Origin of the sequence: Micromonospora sp. M51 (assembly GCF_018070305.1) — a bacterium.
In the GTDB taxonomy this organism is placed as follows: Bacteria; Actinomycetota; Actinomycetes; order Mycobacteriales; family Micromonosporaceae; genus Micromonospora; species Micromonospora parva.
Genome location: NZ_JAGPXZ010001019.1, coordinates 1 through 1,799 on the forward strand (window position 1 = coordinate 1; position 1,799 = coordinate 1,799).

The 1,799-nt window shown below is 70.6% G+C and carries 1 protein-coding gene; it reads right to left on the reverse strand.

Annotated features, from left to right (window positions below; all coding sequences use genetic code 11):
• Nucleotides 1-4: 4 nt before the first annotated feature.
• On the reverse strand, nucleotides 5-1,799 hold a 1,795-nt coding region (locus KBX53_RS31980), incomplete at its 5' end, for a rhamnogalacturonan lyase (RefSeq protein WP_305797995.1).

Genomic DNA, 1,799 nt, shown 5'->3' on the forward strand with positions numbered 1-1,799 from the left:
CGCATCACCGTAGGTGGATGTCCGGCGTCGGTGGGGTGCCCATTCCGTTGCCGATGAAGAACCCCGGGTGCGGCGGTTGGTTGTAGGCGGTGTTCTGCCACGCGATGGCCACCCGGTACTGCGGGTCGTGCATCAGGGTGTAGATCCGGGTGCTGGTCGGGGTGGGTGTGCTGTAGATGCGCAACGCCCGGCTGTCGGTGGTCCGCCAGATCACCTCCTCGCGCCAGTCGCCCAGGATGTCGCCGGAGAGCGCCGGGGTGGCCTTGGTGCCGTTGTTGGACGCCACCCCGCTGCCGTCGAGCAGCCGGGTCTCGCCGCCGGTGCCGTACTTGTCGATCCTCGTGCCGTCCAGCAGTTCCCGCACCGGGTCACCGTCCCACCAGGCGAGGAAGTTCGCCGAGGACGGCTTGCGGCCGACGTTCTGCCCCCTGGTGTTGGCCAGTCCGGCGACCGCTGACGACCACGACTCCGCGCCAGGACTGCCCGCCCAGATGTCCGCGGAGACACCCCGGCCGTTGTCGCCGGACGCCGGCGTGGACCAGAGGACCTGACCGGTACGGGCGTCGGCGAAGTAGGAACTGGGCTTGCTGCCGTCCTCGTCGACCTTGAACACCTCCAGTCCGGCGCGGCCCGGGTCGAGGTCCCCGACGTGCAGCGCGTCGCCGTGGCCGTTGCCGGTGGAGTGCAGCAGCCGGCCGTTGTCGTCGATGGTGGCGGCCCCGTACACGATCTCCTGGCGGCCGTCGGCGTCGACGTCGGCGACGGAGAGTTGGTGGTTGCCCTGACCGGCGGCGGCGCCGTTGCCGGAGGAGTTCGAGTCGAACGTCCAGCGCTTGGTCAGCGTGCCGTTGCGAAAGTCCCAGGCCGCGATCACCGCGCGGGTGTAGTAACCCCGGGCCATGATCAGCGAGGGGCGCTGCCCGTCCAGGTACGCGGTGCCGGCCAGGAACCGGTCCACCCGGTTGCCGTACGAGTCACCCCAGGACGACACGGTGCCGCGCGGCGGGTCGTAGTTCACGGTGGAGGCGATCGCGCCGGTCTGCCCGTTGAACATGGTCAGGTACTCCGGGCCGGACAGCACGTAGCCGCTGGAGTTGCGGTAGTCCGCCGACGACGAGCCGATGAGCTGACCGGTGCCGGAGCGGGTGCCGTCGGCGGTCTTCATGGCCACCTCGGCGCGGCCGTCGCCGTCGTAGTCGTACACCTGGAACTGGGTGTAGTGGGCGCCGGCCCGGATGTTGCGGCCCAGGTCGATGCGCCACAACCGGGTGCCGGTGAGTGTGTACGCGTCGACGTAGACGTTGCCGGTGTAGCCGGACTGGGAGTTGTCCTTGGCGTTCGACGGCTCCCACTTGAGCACGATCTCGTAGCTGCCGTCGCCGTTGAGGTCACCGACGGAGGCGTCGCTGGCGCTGTAGGTGTAGCTCTCCCCGCTCGGGGTGCTGCCCCCGGCCGGGACCTGCAACGGCACGTCCAGGTAGCCCGCGCCGAACTGCAAAGCCGGTGCCGACGCCGCCTGCTCGGCGCCGCCCACCACGGCCCGCACCGTGTACGTCGACCCGGCCGCCGCGCCGCTGTCGAGGTAGTTGGTGGCGCCGGTGATCGGGCTGGCGTTGACCCTGGTGGATCCCCGGTAGAGGTTGAACGCCACCCCGGAGGTCTCGGTGCCGAGAAGCCGCCAGGAGACCAGGTTGCCGCCGCCGGAGCGGACGCTTATCAAGCCTCGGTCCAGGTTCTCCATCTGCACCACCCCGGCCGCCGGCGGGGGCGTGGTCGGGGGTGGCGGGGTGGTCGGGGGC